The organism is Sphingobacterium sp. WM (assembly GCF_029542465.1).
GTDB lineage: Bacteria > Bacteroidota > Bacteroidia > Sphingobacteriales > Sphingobacteriaceae > Sphingobacterium > Sphingobacterium cellulitidis.
The window spans coordinates 3,897,350-3,917,609 of the sequence record NZ_CP120709.1 but is presented as its reverse complement, the minus strand read 5'-3'; the positions used below and the strand labels follow the sequence as shown (position 1 = coordinate 3,917,609).

The following is a 20,260-nucleotide window of genomic DNA, read 5'->3' as shown; positions in this document are numbered from 1 at the left end:
AATAAATATAATGAGTAAAATTTTAATCACAGGCGGAGCAGGCTTTATTGGCTCTAACTTAACAGAGTATTTTTTAGGTAAAGGGCATCAAGTAGTAGTACTTGATAATTTTGCTACCGGCCATCGTCATAATCTTGCTCAACATGAGGGGAATCCTAATTTTACTTTGATTGAGGGGGATATTAGGAATACTAAAGATTGTGAAAAGGCAGTTCAAGGTGTAAATTATGTTTTACATCAGGCGGCATTAGGATCCGTTCCTAGATCAATTAAGGATCCTCAAACTTCCAATGAGGTAAATGTTTCAGGTTTTTTAAATATGTTAGTTGCTGCAAGAGATGCAAATGTGAAACGCTTTATCTATGCAGCTTCTTCATCGACTTATGGTGATTCAGAAAGTTTGCCTAAAGTTGAAGATAAAATTGGTAAACCTCTATCGCCATATGCAATTACGAAATATGTAAACGAATTATATGCGGAGATATTTTCCAAAACTTATGGAATGGAAACCATTGGTTTAAGATATTTCAATGTGTTTGGTAGAAGGCAAGACCCCAATGGAGCATATGCTGCTGTAATTCCATTATTTGTAAAGAAATTTATGAACCATGAGAGTCCAGTGATTAATGGTGCTGGAGATTATTCAAGAGATTTTACATACATAGATAATGTGATTCAAATGAATGAAAGTGCGATGTTGACTGATAATCCAGAGGCGGTCAATACCGTTTACAATACAGCAGTAGGTGATAGAACCACTTTGAATCAGTTGGTGGGATATTTGAAAGAATTTTTAACAGAATATGATTCAGAAATTGCCAATGTAGAAGTTGTACATGGTCCTAATAGACAAGGGGATATCCCTCATTCTCTTGCATCAGTTGAAAAAGCTAAAAGACTATTGGGTTATGAGCCGAGTCATGTGATCAAAGAAGGTTTAAAAGAAGCTACCAAGTGGTATTGGGATAATTTAAAATAAAATAGAAAATTACATAAAATGAAAAATATTGCAGTTATAGGTTTAGGTTACGTAGGATTACCCTTAGCAAGATTATTTGCTACAAAATATCCTGTTTTAGGATTCGATATCAATCAAAAAAGAATTGATGAATTAAGAAAAGGGAAGGATTTAACTTTAGAAGTAGAAGATGAGGTTCTTCAAAGTGTTTTAGTTTCTGAAAACCCATTTAATCAGGAAGGGTCTACAGGGTTATTCTGTTCCAATCAATTAACTGATATTGAAAACGCAAATTTTTATGTAGTTACAGTACCAACGCCAGTAGATAAAAATAACCGTCCTGATTTAACTCCTTTATACAAAGCATCTGAAACTGTAGGGAAGGTTTTAAAGAAAGGTGATATAGTGGTTTACGAATCAACAGTATACCCAGGAGTGACAGAAGAAGAATGTATTCCTGTTTTGGAAAAAGTTTCTGGCTTAAAATTTAATGTAGATTTCTATGCTGGGTATTCACCTGAGCGAATTAATCCAGGAGATAAACAGCATACTGTTGAGAAAATCCTTAAAGTAACCTCAGGTTCAACGCCAGAAATTGGGCAGGAAGTTGATGCAATTTATAAATCAGTAATAACAGCAGGTACACATTTAGCACCGGCAATTAAAGTTGCGGAGGCTGCAAAAGTTATTGAAAATTCTCAACGTGATATTAATATTGCATTTGTCAATGAACTAGCTAAGATATTTAATCTGCTAGAGATTGATACTCATGCGGTATTAGAAGCGGCTGGGACAAAATGGAATTTTCTTCCATTTAAACCTGGGTTAGTTGGAGGTCATTGTATTGGGGTTGATCCTTATTATTTAGCACAGAAGGCTCAAGAACATGGATACCATCCTGAAATTATTTTAGCAGGCAGACGATTAAATGATTCTATGGGGGAATATGTTGCCTCTCAGGTTGTAAAAACAATGATTAAAAAAGGCATAAATGTAAATGGAGCAGAGGTGTTAATGCTAGGAGTTACATTTAAAGAGAACTGCCCAGATGTTCGTAATACCAAAATTGTCGACGTTATTAAAGCATTGGAGGATTATGGAATAAAAGTTACCACCTTTGATCCTTGGGCTAACCCTTCTGAAGTTAAACATGAATATGAAATAGAAAGTGTTTCAGAATTACCAAATAAAAATTTCGATGCTATCGTATTAGGAGTGGCTCATAATGAGTTTCTAAATGTAGATTTTAAATCATTGCAGAAAGTTAAATCTGTTTTGTATGATGTTAAAGGCATTCTCCAAAATCAAGTAGATGGTAAGCTTTAAATCAAGTGATAAATAAAATAAAGAAAATTATTTCCACCAAAGATGGAAGGGCAATAGCTGAAAATTTAATTTCACTTTCTGCCCTTCAATTAGTTGGGATAATATTACCATTAATCACTTTGCCATATGTACTAAGGGTCATTGGGTTTGAAAATTATGGAGTAATAGTTTTGTCTGCATCATTAATAACTTATTTTCAGTCATTAACAGATTTTAGTTTTAGAATTACAGCAACAAGAGATGTAGCAATTAATAGAGATAATAGAAACAAATTGAGTGAGATTTACAGCAAAGTCATATCTGTAAAAATTATTTTTTTAATCATTTCTTATATAGTAATATTTTTTCTTATCAATTTCGTTCCAAAGTTTGAAACTAATAAAACGGTTTATTATTTAAGTAGTTTAATGTTATTTGGATATGCATTGTTTCCTGAATGGTTTTTTCAAGGAGTTGAGAAAATGAAATACATTACCATTTTAAATATTGGTGTGAAGGTTTTTTTTACGATTATGATATTTGTTTTTATTCGTTCAGAGGAAGACTATTGGAAATACCCATTATTGCAGGCCTTAGGATTTATTGGGGCAGGTGTAATTGGTCAATTTGTTTTGGTTAAGAAATACAATTTAAAGTTTAAGTTTATCTCGTTAATTGGGCTATTTACAACTATTAAGGAAAACACACCTATTTTTATTAATCAATTTATTCCAACTCTTTACAATAATTCTTCTGTATTTATTTTAGGGCTATTAACTAATAATACCTTGGTTGGTATATATAATGCGATTCTTGTTGTCATAAATTTAATAATTACAATTTTAGAGATTTTCTCAAGGGTATTTTTTCCATTTTTGAACAGACGAAAAGATAAATTTCCAGATTATTTAAGAATGACATTGACAATTACTATACTTATGTTAATAGTAATATTATTGTTGAATAAATTGGTGTTCTGGTATTTAAATGTTAATTATGATAATTCATTTTATATTTTATTAATTCTTTCAATCGGAGTAATCGGTTATTCAATGTATAATGTTTTTGGGACGAATTATTTTTTAGTTCATAGAAAAGATAAAATAGTTATGTGGAATACTATTTTCTCTTCAATAGTTGGTGTGTTAATAGTTTATCCTCTCATCCATTTTTTTGGAATTCTTGGGGCTGCCATAAATTTGACTTTCTGTAGGTTATTAATGGGGGGGGGATTGTTTATTAAATATTTAAGAATACAGAAAAGTGAAACAATTTAATTTTTACAATCATCTAGGATTTCATAATCCTTATTATATTTTTGAAGATGGACAATTAATTATTGAATCTGATTTTGAAAATATTCTTTCTAAGACGAGAGAGGATAAAGTTTTAGATTTTACTTCTTTAGTAGAGGTTTTTTCAACTGGTTTTTGTTTTGGAGATAGAACTTTAATAAAAGGGATTAATAAAACACCTTGGATGGCAAAACCTAATTCAGGTTTAAATAATTGGGATTTCTTTGAAGTTCCAACGCACGCAGAAAATCATCTACCTAAAATTGAAATAGTAAAAACTTTCTATTCGTTATTAGAGGAGGAATTATTAACATATATAACACCCTATAAAAGAATAGGTATTCTTTTAACAGGTGGGATGGATAGTCGTATCGTTGCATGTGTTCTAAATAATTTGAAATTAGATGGGAGGTTAGAAGATAAACAAGTTTTTGCATTTACTTGGGGGCTTGAAAATAGTCGAGATGTTGTATATGCAAGAAATATTGCAAAATTATTTAATTGGGATTGGACGCATTTAATGGTTGATGAAACACAAATGATTGAAAATTGTAATATAGCAATTGAAAATGGTTGTGAATTTACCCCAATCCATTTACATGCGATGTCACAAGTAAGTTTACACGAAAATATTGATTGTGTTTTGGCGGGTAGTTTTGGAGATAGTGTTGGAAGAGCAGAGTTTTCAGGTCGTAATGTTCAAGAATTAAAAAGTTTGGAAGGAAAAATTGGTAATATTGGAGGATTGTTAAGAGATGATTTTCTAGGGTTAGCTTTAGATGATATTAAATCAGATTTAAAGCATTATCATGAATTATTCCCTCAAAAATTTCTTTATCAACAATTTGAACAGGATCAACAATTGCATTATATGAGAAGAATGTTGAATTCATGTATGAATATCATTAATAAAAAGGTGCCGTTGTTTCAAATGTTCTCTTCTCCTTTGGTATTTGGATTTATGTGGTCTTTGGATCCAAAAATACGAGATAATTCTATCTATTTTGAGTTATTGAAAAATTATGGTCCTGAGTTGTTAGAAATTCCATGGGCGAGGACAGGGATTAAATATAATAGTTTAGAAGGAAATCCAGATAATTATTTAAAAAAACATCATGATTATGGAAAAATGATAAGAACGAATTTTTTAGAGTATGTAGAAGATTCCATTGAAAGTAACATTAATCTAGCTGATAAAATTTTTGATGTCAAAACTTGTAGAAGTCTAATAAATAATTTAAGAAATTATCCAATTAATGGAGGGATAGTTTTTGAAGACAGAGTTCTGTATATTGGACAAGTATTAAACTTCTTAAATAAATATAATGTAGAGGTGAAATTACCTAAAGTAAAAAGTTCTTTATTAAAAAATCTTAAAGATGATTTATACTATAAAGGTAAATTCCTGTATAAAAAATTAAAGTAATGCTATACTTTGTTTCTAACATATTACTATTCACTGTATCAATTTATAGTCTTTATTATATTATTAAGAGTTTTATTGTTAATTCAGTAAATGGATACTCCTTTTTTCTTCCAGTATTCTTAATTTTTTATGTTGGTCCGATTTTATTAGATAAACTTAGTGGTTTAGGATTCAACCCCGCTTATAGATACGTAGTAGAAGCGATAGAAGATGAGACAGTTAGCTTGTTCTATAATTATTATATTTCCATACTATTAATTTTTTTTATTTGGCATAGCAATAAGTTAATTACTAAAGGTGTTAAAGGGTACATAAAAAGAGATAATCAAACTGATGTTGTGATTTCTAAATTTATTAAATTTTATAATAAATATTTTAACTTAATTTTTTTGGTCTTAGTATTCCCAATTTTATTAGTTTTTATTATTGGAGACTTAGGTTATTATAGTTCCTACAATGATAGGAAAAATGCTTTTAATGATTTACCAGAGGCTCATTCACTGATAGTTAAATTTATTTTATTAGGTGTTGTTTTAATTGCATTCTTAATAACTTGTATTATTTTGGAAAAGAAATACAAAAATAAAGATCGGACCTTTTTAATACCTGTTTTAGTCATCGTTTTAGCGATCTATTTTTGGATTCATGGGAAAAGAAGTATAGTGGCAAATTATTTAATAATCCAATATTCCTTTTTTATTATTTCAAAGGCTATTTCTTCCAAAAATATTATTCGTCAACTTATCATTGCTATAATTGGTTTTATATTTTTTCTTATTGGTTATGGGAAGAATATAGCTGATGAGGCATTTAGAACATATTGGGGGCTAAGATTGGATTTTTCTAGAGATTACGGGTTGAAATTTGTTATTAATAATGATCTCCTTTTGAACAGACATATTTTACCATTTGATTTTGCCTCCTTCTTATTTAATATATTCTTCTATATTCCGAGAACTATATGGGAAGCAAAGCCTCAACCTTATGCTGTATATTTTACTAACTCTGCCTTTGGCGATTTTGGAAATGATGAACTTTATGGATGGGGGTTAACTACTTCAATTTTTTCTGAACATATTTCAAACATTGGTTGGATAGGGTTAATAACTGCTCCATTGTTTATTTACTTTATTTTTGAATATGAAAATAAAAGTACAAACCCTTTATTTAAATTACTATCAATCTTAATTGCAATTTTGTTAATTGTTTTACAGCCGATTTCTTTTATGGTATTAATATTGCTTTATTTGGTTATATTAATTAAAGGTGATAAAAAATATGTGTTTCGATGAAAAAATTCCTTACTATAATTTTAATGTTCTTTCCATTTTTGATTTTTGCGCAAAACAATCTTCAAGACATAATTAATCAAGCAAAATCTAAAGGTAATATTACTTTACCCCAAGGCAAAACATATACGTTGAATCATCCACTAATATTACCTTCAAATTTTATTTTGAATGGGAATGGATGTATAATTAAACCTAATTCAAATTGGAGAAATCAAAATTCTAAAGATTCACCCTTAATTGAAATAGTAGGTGGAAGTAAAATAAATATTTCTAATTTGACTTTAGATAATATGGCTTCAAGGGGTGTAAATGGAATGCCATCTTATTCGATTTTAATTTTAAAATCATCCGAAGTTAATATCTCCTCAGTTACCTTCAAAAATTTGGGTTTAAAAAAGACAAATCAAAATGTAGGAGGATTTCCTTTTATCTTAATAGCAGCTCAAGAAGCTCCAAATGACTTTACCTATCTACCTAAAAAATATAGTTCAACTTTAGGCTCTGTTAATGATGTTGTTATTACTAATTGTAAATTTGTAAATATTGATTATGTAAATTCTTTTGCCATTAGGTTGTTGACATTATGGACAAAACAACGAAAGAAGGAAAATATTAAAAATATGATAAATGGTGTCATATTAGAAGGTAATACTTTTCTAGGAGAGTATGACTGGAACACAATAGAAATGGCAGGTCCTGCTACAAAGAATATCAAAGTTTTAAATAACATTTTAGAGGGGCCTTCTATTAATAATATTGATGTAGATAAGGGAGCGAGTGAAATTGAAATTAAAAACAACATTATTAAAAATGCAGGATTGCCCTTTAGACACAGGTTAAATAAGAATGTTAGGGTTAGTCCGATTATGGTTCATGGAAGTAAAAATGGGTATATATCAGAAAATGTCGTTGTAATAAATAATGAAATTTCTGGCGTAACTAACCCGAATGCTAATAACTCTAGATATTTGTATTCATCTGGTATTGGAGTAGCGTATGCTAACAATGTTGTAATTAAAGGTAACAAACTAAATAGCATATTTCCTGATAAAAATTATGGGGCTGCTATATGCCTTGATCAATCAATAAAAAATATTGAAATAAATGGAAATTATGTGAGAAATGTAAATTGGGGAATAGTTATAACACCAAATACCCTGTCTTTTAATTCAGTGAATATTACTAATAATGATATACAATCAAAATCTGAATCTATGTTATTGTTAAATGGAAGTTCGGGAGAATTCAGAGGATTAACTTTAAAAGGAAATAAAATAGAGTCTAAAAAAAATATTAATAAAATAAAAGTCGGTTCAAAAATTAGAAGTATTGATTCTGATGTTAGGCAATAATTTCTAGCAATAAAAAAAAATAATGGGGAAGAATGTAATTTTTTTTGTTACAAGTTTACAAAGTGGTGGAATCGAGAATTATTTATTACGTTTCATTGAAGAAACTCATTTAAGATTTGATAATATTATAATATTTTGTAAAAGTGGTATCGGTGGGCAACTGGAAACTCAATATTTACGTTTTAAAAATTTACAAATAGTAAAACATAAAGTTGGAAATTTTTCAATTCGAGATTTAAAATTTATTGATAATTTTTTTAAAAATAATTCTTTTTCTGCTGTTTGTGATTTTACTGGTAATTTTTCTGGTTTAATTCTGTATTTAGCGAAAAGGAATAACATTGAAAAGCGGATTGTTTTTTATAGAAACTCTTCAGATAGATTTAATAAATCGTTTTTGAAAAGTTTATATAATAATTGGATTAAAGGCTTAACTTATAGAAGCTCTACTAGAATATTAGCTAACTCAAATGCAGGGTTTAGCTATTATTTTCCAGAAATTTCCAAAAATAATTCCAAATTTTCTGTAATTTATAATGGAGTTAACTCTAAGAAGATTAATTCAGTAAAAATGAATTTAAGAGCAGAATTTAATATTCCTTCTAATGCTTTTGTTGTAGGTCATACAGGTAGATTTAATCCCGCAAAAAATCATAAAACCATCCTTGAAGTTGCAAACAAATTAGTTAATAAATATCCTGATATTTATTTTATTTTTTGTGGAAATGGAGTCAAAAAAAATTTAAACAAATTTATTATAGAAAAAGGAATAGAAAACAGGGTCCTACTGTTTGAAAATAGGGAGGATATTCCAGCTTTTCTAAATACCATGAATTGTTATTATTTTCCCTCCCTCACTGAAGGACAACCTAATGCACTCTTAGAGGCAATGGTTAAAGGTTTGCCTATTATTGCTTCCAATATTGAACCAATCAAAGAGTCCGTCCCACAATATTTTCATAAAGAATTGTTAAATCCGCTAGATATAGACGGTGCTGTTGAAAAAATTTCAAATTTTTATTTGCAAAGAGAAAATTATGATGATTTAAAAGAATGGGCAATAGCAAAATTTAATGCTAAAAATCAATTTGAACAGTTTTATTTAGAATTATAAAATGAGTATTGTATTTATTAACGACCATCCTTTTTTCGTGGATAAAAATAATAATGTATTTACATCTGGAACATTAGATTCTTCCATTTGGTCAAGGTTTACTGATAATTTCGGGGATTTAACAGTTATTGGAAGAGGCATAAGTTTAGATGATAATAATCATAAACATAAAAGTTCTTCATGTCAACAAGTTTCATTTGATTTATTCATGCAGATTAAAGGTGGAATAGATTATTATAAATATCGAAGAGAAATAAGGGAAAAATTGACGCTTTATATTCAAAATTCGAAATATATTGTAATTAGGCTTCCGTCAAGTATTGGAGTTATGGCTGCTGAGATTTGTGTGACATTAGGTAAAAAATATTTTGTTGAAGTTGTTGGTTGTGCTTTTGATAGTTTATGGTATTATGGAGGTGCTTTAAGTAAGTTATTAGCTCCAATTAACGCTAATAAAAATAAGAAGGCCATAAAATCTGCAAATGCAGTAGTGTATGTTACAAAAGAATATTTACAAAGGAAATATCCGAATCAAAACGATCAAATAAATGCTTCAAATGTAATAATAGAGGATTTTCCTATATCTGTTTTGCAAAATCATATTAACTTTTTAAAGAGATCAACAACAAAAAAGATATTTGGAATGATTGGAAATGTTGAAATTCCATATAAAGGATACGAATATTTATTTAAGGCTTTAAGTACTATTCCTGATCCATTTGAATTGCATATTGTTGGAGGAGGCAAGCAAGATTGGATAAATACTTTAATCGTTAAATATAAATTGTTAGGAAAAGTAATTCTAAGAGGAAGAATAAATAATAAAGATGATATGTATAATTTCCTTGATGGATTAGATATTTATTTTCAACCATCTTTAACAGAGGGGTTACCTAGAGGAGTAATTGAAGCTATGTCCAGAGGTTGTCCAGTTATTGCTACTAATGTTGGCGGGATTCCAGAACTAATTCAATCTAATAAGACCTATAATTCTAAAGATTATATGAAATTAGGAAATTTAATTTCGGACAATATTAATAACATAAACGAATTGATTAGTATGAGTGTGATTAATTTTAACAAATCAAAAGAATATTCTTTTGAAAAAATTAACGCAAGAAGAAACACTTTTTTTAATAAAATAAAAGATAAAATAAAAAATTAGATGAAGGCAATTATTGTACCTGGAGTAACAGATTTAAATAAAGGTGATCAGGCTTTAGTATGGGAAAGTCATAGATTAGTTCAAGATACTGGTTTATTTAAGGAAATATTAATATTAAATTCTGGAGATACTCCAGAAGAAAGAAATTTACTATGTAAACAATCAATGGATCATGGATATAAAATGATTGAAAACATCTTACAACATCCTCGAAGGGGAAAACATAATAATGAAGAGCATATTAAGGAATCAAAGATTGAATTGTTTAAACAAGTAAAGAACGCAGGTTTTGATTTTCTAACAACTAAGTTGTTGTTAGAGGTATGCAATGACCTTAACTTGGTTAAAAAGTTATTTTCCCGTAAAATTTATGATACTGTTAAAGAGTTCTCTGAATCAGACGCGATTTTTGTAAAAGGTGGAGGATTTATTCATGCATATGGCGAAAGAACAGCACCCTATTTGATGTGGTACTTTTTATTCTATGTTCGGTTAGCTTTGAAATTGAATAAAAAGGTAGTTTTTTTTCCGAATTCTTATGGTCCTTTTGATGGCTTAACCGTGAAAAAGCAAGTCAAAACTGTATTTAATAAAATGGATTTGGTCTATGCTCGGGAACACGTTTCCGCAGAAAGTTTGAGTAAATTGTTAGAAAAAGAGATACCTCTTGAAATGGATTTAGGTTTTTTCTTACAAAAAGGAAATCAGGAAACAGCTGAAAATATTTTATTAAAATATAATCTAAATAAAAATGATAGGATTGTTGGAATAACAATTCGTCCATGGCGTTTCCCTGGCTTAAAGAATCCTGAACAATTATATAAAAAATATATTGATTCTGTTTGTGAGCTGACAGAATACATCTTAAGCAAAGGTTACAAAGTAGCGCTTTGCAATCAATCCTTAGGCCCAAACTCTCACGAAGATGATAGAAATGCAATCCGAGAAATTAGTAATAGAATTACACATTCAAACCTTGTTTGGATTAATGAAAATTTAACTTGTGACGTGTTAAAAGCAGTTTATTCTAATTTTTATTTTTTTGTAGGAACTAGGTTCCACTCTATTATTTTTTCTTTAACTTCTATTGTTCCATCAATTGCAATCGGTTATGGAGGGAACAAAGCAAAAGGAATTATGGGTGATTTTAATTTAAATGAATATGTAGTCCAGATCCATGAAGTAGATTTTTTAAAATTGAAATCAATGTTTGATTCTGCAATTAATAATTATGATGACATTCAAAATAAATTAAGATTAAGTATGCGTTTAGTTGATGAAAGTCGGAAAAGAATGATTCAAGACATTAAAACTCTTTATTAATCCAAGGTTAAATGAAGAAAAAAGCCTTACAAGTTGTAAATATTCCATTTGTTTTGCCGTATTATTTTGGTGATCAAATTTTATTCTTAAAACAAAATGAGATAGAAATTAGTATAGCCTGTTCGCCTGGACCAGAATTAAATAATTTCTGTTCAAAATATAATATAGCTGGATACCCTGTTGATATTTTGAGAAAAATCGACTTATTAACAGATATTTTGAGTCTATTTAAGTTAATTAAGATTATTAAAAAAGAAAAGTTTGATTATGTAATTGGACATACTCCAAAAGGAGCATTATTATCAATGTTGGCTGCGAAAATAACAGGAGTAAAAAATAGAATATATTTTAGGCATGGCATTGTGTATGAAACATCTTTTGGATTAAAAAGATCGTTGATGGTTTGTCTCGAAAAAGTTACAAGTTGGTGTTCTACTAAAATAATATCAGTTAGTAATTCCGTTCAGAAATATTCAGAAAAAGAAAGGATTAATTCAATTGACAAAAGCATTGTTTTAAACAAAGGAACTTGCAACGGAGTTAATTTAGATAGGTTTGATAAATCAGTACCTACAGATATTAATTTTGATTTAAGTTTAGAAGGTAGCTTTGTAGTTGGTTATGTTGGTAGATTAGTAAATGATAAAGGAATAAAAGAATTGATTGAAGCTTGGGACCTTGTGAAAAATAAGATACCAAAATCCAAATTATTATTAGTTGGACCATATGAAGAAAGAGACTCATTGCCTGATATGATTAAGGATAAAATAATAAATGATATTTCAATAATACATACAGATTTAGTAAATGACACGGTTCCATTTTATAAGGAAATGGATGTGTTTATTTTGCCTTCTTATAGAGAAGGCTTTCCTACTGTTGTATTAGAAGCTTCAGCAATGGAATTGCCTGTAATTACTACGAAATCTACAGGTTGTATAGATTCAATTATTGAGAATGAAACAGGTGTTTATGCAAATATAAATGCTCTATCTATTTCGGAGAAAATTCTTTATTATTTTAATAATCCTGCTGTAAGAAGCTTCCACGGGAGGAATGGACGGAAATGGGTAAAGGAAAACTTTGATCAGAATATTGTATGGCAATTTATCTTAAAAGATATATTTAATTAAAATATGGAAGTAATTCTGACAGGAGGTACAGGCTTTGTAGGAAAAAACCTAGAAGCTTATTTAAACAAAAATAAAATTCAAGTTCGATTACTCTCATTAAGGGATACTAAGTGGTATGAATATTATGATTCTTTTGATTCAGATGCCATTATACATTTGGCTGGAAAGGCTCATGATACTTCTAATAGTTCAAATCCAGAAGAGTATTTTATAGTCAATCGAGATTTGACTATTAAATTGTTTGATGTTTTTTTAAGAAGTAATGTTAAAGATTTTTTCTTTTTCAGTTCAGTAAAAGCAGTTGTTGATACAATTGATGGGAACTTAACTGAAGATTTTTTATCTAAACCATTAACTCCTTATGGTAAGTCGAAATTCGAAGCTGAACGATACTTATTATCTAAAAATTTACCAATTGGAAAGCGATTATTTATTATTAGACCTTGTATGATTCATGGCCCTGGAAATAAAGGAAATCTTAATTTGTTATATAATATTGTAAGAAAAAACATTCCTTGGCCATTAGGAGCATTTGTTAATAAACGGTCATTTTTGAGTATTGATAATCTCAGTTTTTTAATTATGGAGATGTTGAAAAAATCGGATTTAAAATCAGGTATTTATAATTTCTCTGATGATTTTCCGCTTTCTACAAATGAATTAGTCTCATTAATTTCAAAATCTCTTGGTAAAAAAAGAAGGATTTGGAAAATAAATAAAAAAATTGTTGAGAAATTTGCTCAAATTGGTGATTTTCTGTCATTACCTCTAAATTCAGAAAGATTAAAGAAGCTTACAGAATCTTATGTGGTTTCTAATCAAAAAATCAAAAGTAATCTAGGTATTAAAGAACTTCCGTTATCAGTTGAGGAAGGATTGGAAATAACTATTAAGTCCTTTAATAATGAAGAATTTTAATTTATGATTTATATACTATTATTAGTGACTTTATTTGGGTTGGAACTTTTGTATTTTAAAGTTGCAGATCATTTTAATATTGTTGATAAACCTAATTTAAGATCTTCACATAAAGATATTACATTAAGAGGTGGAGGAATAATATTTTATTTTGCTGCAGTAATATATTTTATTTATTCTGGGTTTGAATATCCATGGTTTTTTTTAGGATTAACCTTAATGGCTACTGTCTCTTTTTTGGATGATATTTGGACACTTTCTAATAAAATTAGATTGTTTGTGCATTTTGGTGCGGTCTTGTTAATGGCATTTCAATTAAATGTTTTTTCTTTTCCTTGGTATTATTTGTTTGTTACATTCATAGTGGTGGTTGGAGTTATTAATGCTTACAATTTCATGGATGGTATAAATGGAATTACTGCATTATATAGTTTAGTCGTTGGTTTATTATTGATGTTGGTTAACAATATTATCGGATTTATTGATCAAAACCTTTTAGCCTTTTCAATGATTGGCATATTAATTTTTACTTTTTTTAATTTCAGAACTAAAGCAAAAACTTTTGCAGGGGATGTAGGATCTGTTGCTATTGCATATATTTTATTATTTTGTTTAGGTTCATTAATTATTAAATCTGGTAATGTAATTTATATACTGTTTTTAATGGTATATGGCATTGATGCTATTTGGACTATTCTCCGACGTTTAAAATTAAGAGAAAATATTTTTGAAGCCCATAGATCTCATTTGTACCAGTATTTAGGTAATGAAGCTGGTTATAACAAATTGATTATTTCTTTCATTTATGGATTTATCCAATTGATTATTGGTTTATTAGTAATTTGGATTACTCAATTTAGTAGTAGTATCCAGATTATTTTTTCAATTAGTCTTCTTTTTACTTTTAGTCTTCTTTATCTAATAATCAAAAATAGGATAATTAAAAAATTTGTATTAAAACAACGTGGAGGTGTATAAATTTATTCAAGGCGGTATTGCCAAAGATTCAAGGGGACAGATTAGATTTGTCAATGACTTTGATATGAAGGATGTTAAACGATTTTATATAATAAAGAATTCTGATTTAGAGTTAATTAGAGGTTGGAGAGCCCATAAAATTGAACAAAGGTGGTTTTATGTTCTTTCAGGATCTTTTAAATTAAGTATTGTAAAAATAGATAATTGGGAAAATACTGATCCAAGATTAAATGTTGAAAATATCATAATTTCTTCAGGAGATAATAGGCTAATTCATCTTCCCGCGGGTTTTGGTACTGCTTTTAAGGCTCTAGAAAATAGTAGTGAATTACTTGTTTTTGCTGATCATTATTTAGAACATTCGGCATTTGACGATTATACCTATCCATTGGAGTATTTTGTTAATCTTTCCATTTAAGGAATCATCATTATACAAAAGGTATTGTATTATATTTAAATTATTAGAATATTAAGATTAATACATTATTTTTGTGGTCTATTGTAAAATTGGACTAGTTTTTGTTTAATCTGACCAAATAATTATTTTTTTATGAGAACATTTCTCGGGTTTTTAATTGCTTTTAGTTTATTAACTTCATGCGCATCAAGGAAGGATTTAGTATATTTTCAACCTGATTCTGCCGAATTAAATACTTCTTATGAGTTGAATGCACCAAAGCTTCAACCAGGAGATATTTTGGCTATTTCGGTCACTGCCGATGATGTTAGAGCCACTGAGCCATTTAACCAAATATCTCCATATAATAGTTCCGGAACACTTCAAAATACTAATCCGTTTATTCCAACTTATTCTATTGATGTTAATGGAAACATCGAATTTCCAAAACTAGGAAATGTCAAATTAGGTGGCAAAACTAGGACTCAAGCAATGGAATTTTTAAAAAGTCAAATTTCAAAATATATAGTTAATCCAGGGATTAGCATGGAGGTTAGGAATTTCCGTGTTACTGTTTTAGGGGAAGTAAAATCCCCTGGTTCTTTTCCTATTAATAATGATCGTATTACTATACTAGAAGCAATTGGCATGGCTGGAGACCTAACAATTAATGGAGTTAGGCACAATGTGATGGTAATAAGAGAACAAAACGGAAAGAAAGAAGAATATAGGGTAGACCTGACTAAAAGAAATGCTTTGAATTCACCTGTATATTACCTTTCGCAAAATGATGTAGTTTATGTAGAGCCAAATGGGGCAAGAATTCAGTCGTCAAAATACACTCAGAATACCTCAATTTTTGTTTCAATTGCAAGTTTAATTATTACTATCGTAGCAGTTGTTGTTAGGTAAATTAATTTTTTTTCATGGATAATTTTTCAAATACAGTTTCTACTGATAATAAAGAGCACGAGGTTAATATTAAGCAATATTTTGAACAATATGCCTATTATTGGAAATGGTTTATACTTTCTTTTATTTTATGTTTAATTTTTGCATTTATTTATTTAAGGTATACCAATAAGGTTTACAATATTTCTGCAAAAATTTTATTGCAAGATGAAAGTAAAGCCACTGGTGAATTATCAGGATTGTCAGAACTTGCGAGTTTAGGAGGTATAGGTGGTCCAACTTCTGCTTTTGTTTCTGACCAAATTGATGTCATGAAATCAAGAAGAATTTTTCAAAAAGTTGTAGAAATTAATAGATTAAATGTCACCTATCTTAATAAAGGAAATGTAAAATCTTCTGAATTATTGGAATCTCAATCCCCATTGAGACTTGTAGTTTTGGAGCCGAATAATTTAGCCTTAGATTCTGTTAAATATAATTTTTCGATTCGGAAAAAAAGCAACAAATATTTTTTGGAAGATGAAAATGGCTCTAGAGAATTTTTTTTAGGTCAGAAAACAATAAGTCCAATTGGAAATATTATGATTTTACCTCAAGGGAAAAAATCGTTTGATTCGGAATTGTCGATATCTTATCTTCCAATTGATTTATCAGTTGATGCATTGTTGAAATCAGTTCAAATTTCTCCAAATAAAGAGAAACAGTCCTATGTTGTTAGCTTTTCCATGAATTCTGGAAATGTTGACAAAGCCGAATTAATTTTAAATTCTTTAATAGACCAATATAATAAAGATGTTTCTGATGATAAATCCAAGTTAAGTAAAGCCACAATTGCTTTCATAGATTCTAGATTGGATTTAATTTCTAAAAATTTAGCAACTGCAGATTCAAAAGTTGCTGATTATAAGGATCAGAATAATCTTATAGATATGAGTTCTGAAGTTCAATTATATATGCAAAATGCTTCTGAAAACGAAAGAAAATTGGTTGAATTTCAAACGCAACTTAGACTTGCAGATTTGATGGTATCATCTGTAAATACAACTACAGGAGCTTTATTACCTACTAATATCGGATTACAAGATCAATCCATACAAACTACAATAAAAAGTTATAATGATTTGGTGCTGGAACGGGAGGATTTATTAAAATCTGCTACTCCTGACAACCCTATAGTTCAAAATTTAAATAAGAATATTAATGAATTAGGCTCTAATTTAAAAACATCTCTAAATAATTATAGACAAGTTTTGCAAAGCAATGTAAATGCCGTCGAAAATCAAAAAAATAAATTTGAAGGTAAGCTTAATCAATTACCCAATCAGGAGCGTGGATTTAAAGATATTAGCAGAGAACAACAAATTGTTGAATCTTTATATTTGTTTTTATTACAAAAAAGAGAAGAAACAGAAATTAAGGCTTCAGCGACTCCTGCTATTTTGAAGGTAATAGATAGTGCGTATGGATCAAAAACTCCGGTATCACCTAGAAGATCAATAATATTGTTGAGCGCAATAATTGCAGGTTTCTTTATACCTTTTGGAATTTTATATTTAAAGTTCTTAATGGATAACAAGGTTCACTCTCGCAAAGATATTGAGGAGAAATTTAATGCACCTATTTTGGGGGAAATACCTGCTTCTGATGATCCGGTTGTTAAAGACAATGATAGATCATCCTTGGCAGAAGCTTTTAGAATTTTGCGTACCAATATTGCCTTTATGTTGGGAGCAAAGAAGGATTCAGCAGTAATTTTTGTGACTTCAACCACCTCAGGTGAAGGTAAATCATTTGTTTCGACTAATCTTTCCAGAATTTTAGCGATGTCTGGTAAAAGAGTCTTATTAATCGGAGCGGATATTCGTTCTCCAAAAGTATTAGATTATTTAGGCTTATCCCATTTACAGCATACTAATATTGGTATTACCCAGTATTTGATCAATCCCGAGATGCCGGTCGATAATATTATTATTAGAAAACCAGCCCCATACGATTTTGATATTATTTATTCTGGTTACATTGCTCCGAATCCAGCTGAACTATTAATGAATGGTCATTTTAAGGAGGTGATTGAATACGGCCGTGAAAATTATGATTTTGTAATTATAGATACTGCTCCCGTAAGTTTGGTGACTGATACCTTATTAATTTCAGAATTTGCGGATTTAACGATGTATGTAACTCGGGCTAATTATCTTGATAAGCGATTGTTAAATGTTCCTAAGGAATTATATGAACAAGGTAAATTGCGTAATATGGCAGTAGTCTTAAATGATGTTGACTTCGCAAGAGGATATGGTTATGGCTACGGTTATGGCTATGGTTATGGCTATGTTGATGCGAGTTCTGTTTCGCTAAGGGCGAAGTTGAAAAAGCAATATCGAAAAATGTTCAAAAGTAAAAAGAAATAGATAAAAGGAGAGCGAAAGCTCTCTTTTTTTTTCTGAAAGTTATTATTGTTTTTTTTAAGTAATCCAATAAAATGTTAGACCAGTGATTATTCAAGGGTCTATTTTTTGTCCGGATAATTTTGTTTCTGTTTCTTATGTATGATTATTTATGATGAAATGACTTGATTAATAAAAACAAGAGTATAATTTTTTCTACGAGCTCTAAAGGCATCAACTGTTGGTTCTTAACGTCTGATACACACTTCCCAAAAGTCAGATCGGAAAAGCAATGGCTTATACCTATGCCAGATGGGATGCGCTATCAGCATACCTGAATGATGGAAATCTGCTTATTGATAATAATCTTGTCGAGAATGCCATTCGCCCGGTAGCGCTCGGCCGCAAAAACTACCTATTTGCCGGAAGTCATGAGGCTGCTCAGCGTGCAGCTATGATCTATTCTTTCTTTGCTATCTGTAAAAAGCCTGGTGTAAATCCTTTTGAGTGGTTAAAGCATACGCTCGAAAACATAATGTCGATCAATCATAAGAATCTAAAAGGTATCCGGCCTATCAAGTACATATTTAAATAACGTTTTTTAGGTTCTACATTTGCTTGCATGAATTTATCAATAAGTAAACGCGAGCGGATGCTTTCCTTAGTGGATCAGTGGCGCAGAAGTGGTCAGACACGGAAGGACTTTTGTTTATCTCATGGGCTCAAGGTATGCACTTTGGGTTATTGGATCATACGTAGTGATGAACAGAATAGCGACCCTGGGTTCAAGGAAGTTCTACCGGCTCCACAGCCTTCAGGGCGTATTGAAATTGTATATCCGAATGGAGTTAAAATCAATGCCGGTGGAGATCTTAATATGATTTCCAGACTTATCCATCTTTACTAAGGTGTTTTCACTAGGATCTTCTCATCGTTTCTATCTCTATGATGGTTTCTGCGACATGCGGAAATCATTTGATGGCCTCTGTGGACTGGTCAGCTCAGCTCTGCTATGAAACGGCAAGCTACCAGCGGAGAAGTGTTCGTGTTTTTGAACCGTAGCCGCAGGCACATGAAGCTACTGCACTGGGAAAAAGGGGGCTTTGTGTTATACTATAAACGTTTGGAAAAGCGGAACTTTTGTAGCACCCCATGTAAAAAACGGAGAGTTGTCCTGGAGTGATCTGGTACTCATAGTTGAAGGGATACAGGTTGTAAAAAGTATCTGCATAATCCGACACATATACACCCAAAATCCGGTGAATAATCCAACTTAAATGAGGTGTTATATCTGAGACATTCCGGCAGATGTACACCCAAAAACAGTATAAAAAGGGTTGTTTTTGAAACGATTTATGTCTAGATCCGTTGGAATTCCGGAACAATGCACCCATTCAAGTGGTTTCGTTAGGAACCAAGGCATATTCCGGGGCATATGCACCCAAAATGGGTAAGGAAAACTACATTGAGGCATGCTTGGATATTGATTCCGGAGTATATGCACCCAATGTTGTTGTGATATTTTCTGTGCTTTTTGTTTTTTTATTTCCTTTATTATGGAAAGCTTTCCATAAGGAGGGAGAAAGTCTAGGAAAAAAGAAGTAAATTTGTCAGGCCATTTGTAGGCAATCCTGAAAACCAAAAATCAGAGGGTCAATATTGCCAGAAAGGGGTCAACATGACCAGATTATCCAGATTTTTAACTAGTTCTAGTTTTTACAAATTTAATATAGGTTTGGATTCATTAATAAATTACAACTAATTATTTGTAATTAAATATTTTTATCAAATCTTCTTTTATGTCTATCAAAATCCAAGAATCCTATTGTTTTAACGTCGGAATTAAGTCTGCGTATAAATCTTTGAATACCAAAAGTGGATCTAATTCTAATCCTTCAGAAAACATTATTATTTCAACGGCTAATGCTCGTTTTGTAATATCCGAAAAATATTTGCTCAATTTACCATTTGCTATTCCAAGTTTATTTTCTATTTCGTTTTGTGGCAGGGTGTATTTTTTAAAAAACCTAGCTTCAATTGACAAATTTTTATACTCGTCAAGTAAGTCAATCTTCTCTCGATAAGGAAATACTTCTTCAATCGCAGTTTTGAATTGACATTCTTCAAGATTAGCAATGTTATGGGCAATAAAAATAATTTTGAAGAATTCTTCCGAATAAATTTTTGACTGAAAGTCATTACACAAATCACTTAACCTTGAGAGTTTAATATCTGTTCTGTCAGCAATAGTTGATTGACTAACTTTTAGTGTTTTAAGGTATTTTCCTAAAAAAGTACTCATTTA

17 protein-coding genes and 1 pseudogene are annotated in these 20,260 nt (G+C 30.1%); 17 read left to right on the top strand and 1 reads right to left on the bottom strand.

The window, feature by feature from the left end; all coding sequences use genetic code 11:
* Positions 1-10: 10 nt before the first annotated feature.
* The 17 genes and pseudogenes from PZ892_RS16650 to PZ892_RS16570 all read left to right on the top strand — a co-directional run bounded on the left by PZ892_RS16650 (position 11) and on the right by PZ892_RS16570 (position 18,862).
* Positions 11-979, top strand: coding sequence for an SDR family oxidoreductase (locus tag PZ892_RS16650; RefSeq protein ID WP_277711612.1), 969 nt, complete (start codon positions 11-13; stop codon positions 977-979).
* A gap of 18 nt (positions 980-997) precedes the next feature.
* Positions 998-2,284, top strand: coding sequence for a nucleotide sugar dehydrogenase (locus PZ892_RS16645; RefSeq protein ID WP_277711611.1), 1,287 nt, complete (start codon positions 998-1,000; stop codon positions 2,282-2,284).
* A gap of 5 nt (positions 2,285-2,289) precedes the next feature.
* Positions 2,290-3,540 (top strand): oligosaccharide flippase family protein, encoded by a 1,251-nt coding sequence (locus PZ892_RS16640; protein ID WP_277711610.1) that lies wholly within the window; start codon positions 2,290-2,292, stop codon positions 3,538-3,540.
* A complete protein-coding gene (locus tag PZ892_RS16635) occupies positions 3,527-4,984 on the top strand; it encodes an asparagine synthase-related protein (protein WP_277711609.1) in 1,458 nt (485 codons plus the stop codon). Before PZ892_RS16640 ends, PZ892_RS16635 begins: the two co-directional genes overlap by 14 nt.
* Entirely contained in the window at positions 4,984-6,276 is a 1,293-nt protein-coding gene (locus PZ892_RS16630; protein ID WP_277711608.1) for a hypothetical protein, read from the top strand. The genes PZ892_RS16635 and PZ892_RS16630 overlap by 1 nt, the downstream gene beginning before the upstream one ends.
* Entirely contained in the window at positions 6,273-7,628 is a 1,356-nt protein-coding gene (locus PZ892_RS16625; protein ID WP_277711607.1) for a hypothetical protein, read from the top strand. Before PZ892_RS16630 ends, PZ892_RS16625 begins: the two co-directional genes overlap by 4 nt.
* A 22-nt stretch (positions 7,629-7,650) precedes the next feature.
* Positions 7,651-8,742: a glycosyltransferase gene (locus PZ892_RS16620; protein WP_277711606.1), complete on the top strand. Its 1,092-nt coding sequence runs from the start codon at positions 7,651-7,653 to the stop codon at positions 8,740-8,742.
* 1 nt (position 8,743) lies between these two features.
* Positions 8,744-9,907 (top strand): glycosyltransferase, encoded by a 1,164-nt coding sequence (locus PZ892_RS16615; RefSeq protein WP_277711604.1) that lies wholly within the window; start codon positions 8,744-8,746, stop codon positions 9,905-9,907.
* Positions 9,908-11,230, top strand: a complete 1,323-nt coding sequence (locus PZ892_RS16610; RefSeq protein WP_277711603.1) for a polysaccharide pyruvyl transferase family protein — start codon at positions 9,908-9,910, stop codon at positions 11,228-11,230.
* 11 nt (positions 11,231-11,241) lie between these two features.
* Positions 11,242-12,363: a glycosyltransferase gene (locus PZ892_RS16605; protein WP_277711602.1), complete on the top strand. Its 1,122-nt coding sequence runs from the start codon at positions 11,242-11,244 to the stop codon at positions 12,361-12,363.
* A gap of 3 nt (positions 12,364-12,366) precedes the next feature.
* Entirely contained in the window at positions 12,367-13,281 is a 915-nt protein-coding gene (locus PZ892_RS16600) for an NAD-dependent epimerase/dehydratase family protein (protein ID WP_277711601.1), read from the top strand.
* A 3-nt stretch (positions 13,282-13,284) separates the two neighbouring features.
* On the top strand, positions 13,285-14,259 hold the full coding sequence (locus PZ892_RS16595; protein WP_277711600.1) for a UDP-GlcNAc--UDP-phosphate GlcNAc-1-phosphate transferase: 975 nt from the start codon (positions 13,285-13,287) through the stop codon (positions 14,257-14,259).
* Positions 14,252-14,677, top strand: a complete 426-nt coding sequence (locus tag PZ892_RS16590) for a WxcM-like domain-containing protein (protein WP_277711599.1) — start codon at positions 14,252-14,254, stop codon at positions 14,675-14,677. Before PZ892_RS16595 ends, PZ892_RS16590 begins: the two co-directional genes overlap by 8 nt.
* 132 nt (positions 14,678-14,809) lie before the next feature.
* Positions 14,810-15,568: a polysaccharide biosynthesis/export family protein gene (locus PZ892_RS16585; protein WP_277711598.1), complete on the top strand. Its 759-nt coding sequence runs from the start codon at positions 14,810-14,812 to the stop codon at positions 15,566-15,568.
* Positions 15,569-15,582: 14 nt separating this feature from the next.
* Positions 15,583-17,979, top strand: coding sequence for a tyrosine-protein kinase (locus PZ892_RS16580; protein WP_277711597.1), 2,397 nt, complete (start codon positions 15,583-15,585; stop codon positions 17,977-17,979).
* Between the two features lie 241 nt (positions 17,980-18,220).
* A pseudogene (locus tag PZ892_RS16575) lies at positions 18,221-18,550 on the top strand (transposase); the annotation flags it as partial.
* Between the two features lie 27 nt (positions 18,551-18,577).
* A complete protein-coding gene (locus PZ892_RS16570) occupies positions 18,578-18,862 on the top strand; it encodes an IS66 family insertion sequence element accessory protein TnpB (protein WP_182498347.1) in 285 nt (94 codons plus the stop codon).
* Between the two features lie 915 nt (positions 18,863-19,777).
* Here PZ892_RS16570 and PZ892_RS16565 read toward each other — a convergent pair.
* Positions 19,778-20,257 carry a hypothetical protein gene (locus PZ892_RS16565; protein WP_277711596.1) on the bottom strand — a complete coding sequence of 160 codons (480 nt, stop codon included), beginning with the start codon at positions 20,255-20,257 and terminating at the stop codon, positions 19,778-19,780.
* Between the last annotated feature and the right edge of the window lie 3 nt (positions 20,258-20,260).

Excerpts from the sequence above, each read along its gene's own strand:
- PZ892_RS16650 (WP_277711612.1), top strand. The coding sequence starts at position 11 with ATGAGTAAAATTTTAATCACAGGCGGAGCAGGCTTTATTGGCTCTAAC.
- PZ892_RS16645 (WP_277711611.1), top strand. The coding sequence starts at position 998 with ATGAAAAATATTGCAGTTATAGGTTTAGGTTACGTAGGATTACCCTTA.
- PZ892_RS16630 (WP_277711608.1), top strand. The coding sequence starts at position 4,984 with ATGCTATACTTTGTTTCTAACATATTACTATTCACTGTATCAATTTAT.
- PZ892_RS16625 (WP_277711607.1), top strand. The coding sequence starts at position 6,273 with ATGAAAAAATTCCTTACTATAATTTTAATGTTCTTTCCATTTTTGATT.
- PZ892_RS16620 (WP_277711606.1), top strand. The coding sequence starts at position 7,651 with ATGGGGAAGAATGTAATTTTTTTTGTTACAAGTTTACAAAGTGGTGGA.
- PZ892_RS16615 (WP_277711604.1), top strand. The coding sequence starts at position 8,744 with ATGAGTATTGTATTTATTAACGACCATCCTTTTTTCGTGGATAAAAAT.
- PZ892_RS16610 (WP_277711603.1), top strand. The coding sequence starts at position 9,908 with ATGAAGGCAATTATTGTACCTGGAGTAACAGATTTAAATAAAGGTGAT.
- PZ892_RS16605 (WP_277711602.1), top strand. The coding sequence starts at position 11,242 with ATGAAGAAAAAAGCCTTACAAGTTGTAAATATTCCATTTGTTTTGCCG.
- PZ892_RS16600 (WP_277711601.1), top strand. The coding sequence starts at position 12,367 with ATGGAAGTAATTCTGACAGGAGGTACAGGCTTTGTAGGAAAAAACCTA.
- PZ892_RS16595 (WP_277711600.1), top strand. The coding sequence starts at position 13,285 with ATGATTTATATACTATTATTAGTGACTTTATTTGGGTTGGAACTTTTG.
- PZ892_RS16585 (WP_277711598.1), top strand. The coding sequence starts at position 14,810 with ATGAGAACATTTCTCGGGTTTTTAATTGCTTTTAGTTTATTAACTTCA.
- PZ892_RS16580 (WP_277711597.1), top strand. The coding sequence starts at position 15,583 with ATGGATAATTTTTCAAATACAGTTTCTACTGATAATAAAGAGCACGAG.
- PZ892_RS16570 (WP_182498347.1), top strand. The coding sequence starts at position 18,578 with ATGAATTTATCAATAAGTAAACGCGAGCGGATGCTTTCCTTAGTGGAT.
- PZ892_RS16565 (WP_277711596.1), bottom strand. The coding sequence starts at position 20,257 with ATGAGTACTTTTTTAGGAAAATACCTTAAAACACTAAAAGTTAGTCAA.